4 protein-coding genes are annotated in these 5,513 nt (G+C 51.9%); 2 read left to right on the forward strand and 2 right to left on the reverse strand.

Annotated elements, in window-relative coordinates; translation table 11 throughout:
- Positions 1–2,156: ribonuclease R (gene rnr / locus POTG_RS11315; protein ID WP_083791456.1), on the reverse strand; the 2,156-nt coding region annotated here is incomplete at its 3' end.
- Between the two features lie 272 nt (positions 2,157–2,428).
- Between rnr and POTG_RS11320 the strand changes: the two genes are divergently transcribed.
- Complete coding sequence (locus POTG_RS11320) at positions 2,429–4,069, forward strand: methyl-accepting chemotaxis protein (protein WP_009224965.1); 1,641 nt, start codon at positions 2,429–2,431, stop codon at positions 4,067–4,069.
- Positions 4,070–4,123: 54 nt separating this feature from the next.
- On the opposite strand, the gene POTG_RS11325 is transcribed toward POTG_RS11320, so the two are convergent.
- Positions 4,124–4,696 (reverse strand): GNAT family N-acetyltransferase, encoded by a 573-nt coding sequence (locus POTG_RS11325; RefSeq protein ID WP_009224966.1) that lies wholly within the window; start codon positions 4,694–4,696, stop codon positions 4,124–4,126.
- 619 nt (positions 4,697–5,315) lie between these two features.
- Here POTG_RS11325 and POTG_RS23210 point away from each other — a divergent pair.
- On the forward strand, positions 5,316–5,513 hold a 198-nt coding region (locus POTG_RS23210; protein WP_198136196.1), incomplete at its 3' end, for a transposase.

Genomic DNA, 5,513 nt, shown 5'->3' on the forward strand with positions numbered 1-5,513 from the left:
CCGCCCCAGCCGCCGCGCCCGCCCGCGAAATCCCCGCGCTGCCGCGGCTTCATGTCGACCATCTCAAAATCAATCGTATGGTCGTCCATATTCACGCGGGCCACGCGGATTTTCACTTCGTCGCCGATCCGATAGATCTTCGACGTCCGTTCCCCGATCAGCGCCATATGCTGCTCGTGGAAATGGTAATAGTCATCCGTCATCGCACTAAGCCGGATCAGCCCTTCCACCGTGTTCTCCAGCTCGACGAACATGCCAAAGCTGGTTACGCTGCTGATAATGCCGGTGAATTCTTCCCCGACCTTGTCCAGCATGAACTCCGCTTTCTTCAGCTGTTCCGTATCGCGCTCCGCCTCCACGGCGATGCGCTCCCGCTCGGACGATTGCTGCGCGATATCCTGCATGCGGCTGGCCAAATACTCCATGCGCGCTTCGCTCAGCGTCCCGCCGCTTTCGATGACCTCGCGGATAACCCGGTGGATCACCAAGTCCGGATAGCGCCGGATCGGCGACGTGAAGTGCGTATAGAACTCTGCCGCCAGCCCAAAATGCCCGGTGCTTTCCGCATCATACTTCGCCTGCTTCATCGAACGCAGCATCATCGTGCTGATGACCGTCTGCTCCTTCGTGCCCTGAATATCCTCGAGCAGCGTTTGCAACGCGCGCGGATGCACCTTGTTGCCTTTGCTGCCTTTGACCGTATAGCCGAAGTTGGCGACAAACGCCAGGAAGTTCATTAACTTCTCCTGATCCGGATCCTCATGGATCCGATAAATAAACGGCACCTTCAGCCAATAAAAATGCTCCGCCACCGTTTCGTTCGCGGCCAGCATGAATTCCTCGATGATCTGTTCCGCGATCGAACGCTCGCGCTTCACGATATCCACCGGTTTCCCGTTCTCATCAACGATCACCTTCGATTCCACGAAGTCGAAGTCGACCGCCCCGCGCCTCATGCGGTTCGCCCGCAGCTTCAGCGCCAGCTCCTTCATTAGCTGGAACGTCTCAACGAGATCCGCATACCGTGCCGTAACTTCAAGATCTTCCTCCTCCAGGATCTTGCGCACATTCGTGTAAGTCATTCGCTCCTTCGTACGGATCACGCTGGTGAAAATATCGTGCTTCACGACCTTCATCTGCTCGTTAAATTCCATCTCACAGGACAACGTGAACCGGTCCACCTTCGGATTCAACGAGCAAATCCCATTGGACAACCGGTGCGGCAGCATCGGAATAACGCGGTCTACCAAGTACACACTGCAGCCGCGGTTATAGGCTTCCTGATCGAGCTTTGAATTCTCCCGCACGTAATACCCAACGTCGGCGATATGCACGCCCAGCTTAATATTCCCGTTGGGCAGGCGCTCTACGTTTACGGCATCATCCAGGTCCTTCGCATCCTCACCGTCGATCGTCACGATCACCTTGTCGCGTAAGTCCCGCCGTCCTTGGCGGACGATCTCCGCCTCGTCGATCACGTCGGGAACTTCCTGCGCCTCTGCCATCACGTCATCCGGAAAAGCCTCCGGCAACTGATGCTTGCGGATGATCGACAAAATGTCGACGCCCGGGTCATCCTTGTGACCTAAAATCTCGATGACCCGACCAACCGCCGCAGACCGTCCCTCGGGATACTCCACGATTTCGGCCACGACCTTCTCGCCGTCAACTGCAGCGCCAAAGCCTTCCCGCGGGATAAACAGATCCTTGTTGATCCGTTTATCGTCCGGGATCACAAAGCCAAACGATTCGTTGTTCTGGAAGACGCCTACCACCTGCGTGATGGCCCGGTGCACGATGCGTACGACCTCACCTTCCAGCTTGCCGCCGCCCGCGCTCTTCGAGCTGACGCGCACCAGCACCGTATCGCCGTTCATCGCGCTCTTCAAATCATTAGCATGAATGTAGACGTCCGGATGATCGCGATCCTCTGGGATCAGAAATGCAAAGCCTTTGGGATGAGCCTGCAAGCGCCCGCGCACCAAATCCATTCGTTCCGGAACCCCGTAGCGATGAGTGCGGGTAAGAATAATTTGTCCATTTTGCTCTAACCGGTTGAGCATTTTCAGAAATTCTTTAAAATCGGCGGCATCGGTGATCCCAAAATGCTCCTCCAACTCCTGGTACGTCATCGGTTTATATGCCGTTTCCCGCATAAAAGCGAGCAGTTCCTCTTCCGTAATTACTTTCAAATGATTTCACCTCAAACCCGGCTCGTCCCGCAGGGGCCGGGGTGTTATTTTGCATGATGATTCCATGATCTTCCTCACGGTGTATATCCCCTAGTATACACGAAATTCGGGTTTGGCATCCGTTTTCGCCCGGGATTGGGTGAAATCGCTTGATTTTCATGAAAAAGCCTTCATTTTATGAAAAAATAACCGACATTATAAAGTAGGGATTCCATGAATTAGGAGAGGGAGAGGGTATGGAGAATTATCGAATTCTGCAACGACGTAATAAGTTATTCGTCAAAATTATATGGGGAATGGTCGCCCTTGGCGTCCTGACCGACATCATGATCCAGGTGGACAGCAAAGTTCTATATACCTTGATCATCGTCGGCGGAATTTGTTGCTCCATCGCAACCTACATGACTTACGCCAACAAAGGAACCCGCTACGTCATGTTTGTCATTCCCGTGATCACCTCATTGTTGACTTTTCTGCTGATCTATCATGATCCCGATCCGATCGTCAGCACGTATTTGCTCGTCTACGTATCTATCGGCATCATGACGTTGTATTCGAACTACAAGCCGATCATTCTATCTGGCTTATTGGGGATGGGGATTACGATTTATTTCTTCAACGTTCCCTTCTACCACGATAAATTATTCCCCCGCGAGTCGTTGAGCTATCTGCTGCTGTTCCTGGCATTTCTGACAGTTGCTTTAGCTTTTGCTGCCCGGTTCAGCGAACGTCTGCAGAAGGATGTATTATCTCAGCAGCAGGATACGATGGAGGCAAAACGCCGCAGTGACGAGCTGCTTTCGAAACTGCAAGCTTCACTGGACGTGCTGGGACGTCTAAGCACTCAGTTGCGGGAGAACGTAACCGTCACGGGGTCCATCTCCAAAGAAATTACGACGACCTTTGGCAGCGTCTCCTCGACCTTGGAACGGCAGACGCTGGGGCTGCAATCTACAACCCAATCGGTGCAGGAGGTTGGCGGAGCCGTAGAGGTGACAGCCGAGATCTCAGCCCGGCTTCAAGAGCTGTCATCAGACATGCTGCATAATACAGAAGCCGCCGGAGCGAAGATGAACGCCTTATCCGTACATATTCAACATTTGCAGCAAATCATTACCGACACCGTCACCCAAATGCAGAAGCTTCGGGACCAAAATGAGCAAGTCAGCCAAATTGTCGATACGATCCATGGCATCTCTGCGCAAACAAACCTGCTGGCGATGAATGCCGCAATTGAAGCCGCTCATGCCGGAGAGCATGGCAAAGGCTTCGCCGTGGTCTCCTTGGAAATCCGCAAGCTTGCCGAGAACTCACAGCAGGCCACCCAGCGGATTAACGATATTCTGGCGGACGTCATTGGGCAAATCAACAACGTTGCTGAACAGATCACACTTGGCTCCACTGCGGTTCATTCCGGGCAGGAAGAAGCCCAAGAAGTCCAAAGCTACATGGGCAAAGTGTCTGACAATGCCCGCACGGTGAATGAGCACTCTGGCGAAGTCGATCGCTCGGTACGGCAGATGCAGGACCAGTACACCAGCATTATGACAGAAATTATGGAGCTAGCTGAGAGCACCGAGCACAACATGAGCGCCGCGCAGCAAATTCTGGCGGGCATCGAAGCGCAGGACAGCAAAATTCACGAGATCGTGAGACACTATCAAGATCTCGACAACTTGATTCTCACCCTATCGGCGACGGCCGCAGGGGATACGACGCAGGACATCACTCCTCAACCAGCAACGGTGTCGTCCGGGTCCACTTCAGAATCACACGAACCTTCTTCGAGTTCGACCAACCGGGAAGCGAAGACGATTCAAGATCAAGAGGCTTCCGTTCCGGCGGAACCTACCAAAGAGCCCGTCTCAGTCGGCTAGCAAAGAATCACACAAAAAAAGGCTTGCCTGAGGCAAGCCTTTCCCTTTATTGCATTATGTAGATAAAACCGTGTCCAGACTTAAGGACTTGATCGTTTCCAAATACCAATCATAACGCTCCGGATGCTCATAGAACTCTGCCGCATGAATAATGGCCGGTATAACGTCGTCTCCTTTATAGAATTGGCGTTCCCCAACTTGGGTCATCGGAACATGAAAAGAGATACGAAGCGCCCGGAACAAGGTGGGCTCAAGCAAGGTGACGTAATGGCGAATCCCGTTCTGCTCTGCAAACAGGACGATCGTTGCGAGCAACCGGTTCAGGTTGCGGCCGCGGTATCTCTTCAGCAGAGCGACTTTATCCACCTCGGCGATCTCCCCTGGCCCAGAGCACATGATGGCCGGATGATCGTCAAACGGCGCCAATCGGTTCAAGGGCTCGTCCGAGTGCGGGACATAGGGTTTAAACTCCACCGTTCCCACCGGCACCCCCGCCTCGTCATATACGAGGCAACGACCTAAGACGTTCTCAGCAAATTCCGGCTCAAAGCCTTTTTCCATCCAGGCCTCCATCCAAATCGAGTGGAACAAGGTTCCTTCCTCCAGCGTTTCCACCGGCTTGTACAAATTCCTTCCTCCTCTCATTGCATGTACCAAAATTGTAATATTTTTACCCCTCACAAACCACGAAAATCCTACATAATCTAACATTTATTACTAAAAAATTCCTTTCAATATTGTTACAATTCTCTTTCAGAACTCAGACCCAAGATCGTCTCACCGCATCGCCGCCCATTTACAGAACGGCATCTTTCGGGCACTTAAACTTCGTCGTTGAGGTCCTTTCTCTTGAACGTTATAGATACCCCTCTGTACCTCCACTTTTCGCCGTTCCATCGTTCCACCGTTATCCTTCTACACTTTCCACCGCTCTATCTCTTTGCTCTATCTTACCTTTGCTCCATCTTACTTCCGCTCCATCTTACTTCCGCTCCATCCTACCGCCGTTCCCCCCTTCCCACCTTTATACCTTCCTCCCCTCTTTACCTGATTATCCCTTTCGTTCAGATGGGGATTTTAAGAGGTTTCCATCCTCATTTTTTTGCTGATCATCCAAAGCAAAATAATTAGGTTAAAAATGGAATTTAATTCTTGTAATAGGAACGTATGTTTGGTATAATAAGGAAAACAAGAATATATGTGCGTATATTTGATTTTAGTTTCGTTTGAAGCGGAGGGATCGGGCATGGAATTAAATATGAATACGGATCTTCACCCTATCAGCAGCCGTTTTCAAAGTGAGGCGGACTGCATCGAGGCGATCATCGCTATGAAGTGGCCTGACGGTTTCTTTTGTCCGCGCTGCGCTTATACCGAGTGCACCCGTCTGTCCTCCCGTCGCCTTCCTTTATTTGAATGTGGAAGATGCAGCTATCAAGCCTCT

Source organism: Paenibacillus sp. oral taxon 786 str. D14 (assembly GCF_000159955.1).
Classification (GTDB): domain Bacteria; phylum Bacillota; class Bacilli; order Paenibacillales; family Paenibacillaceae; genus Fontibacillus; species Fontibacillus phoenicis.

Bases quoted from the DNA above. Each gene is read 5' to 3' on its own strand.
- POTG_RS11320 (WP_009224965.1), top strand. From the start codon at position 2,429: ATGGAGAATTATCGAATTCTGCAACGACGTAATAAGTTATTCGTCAAA.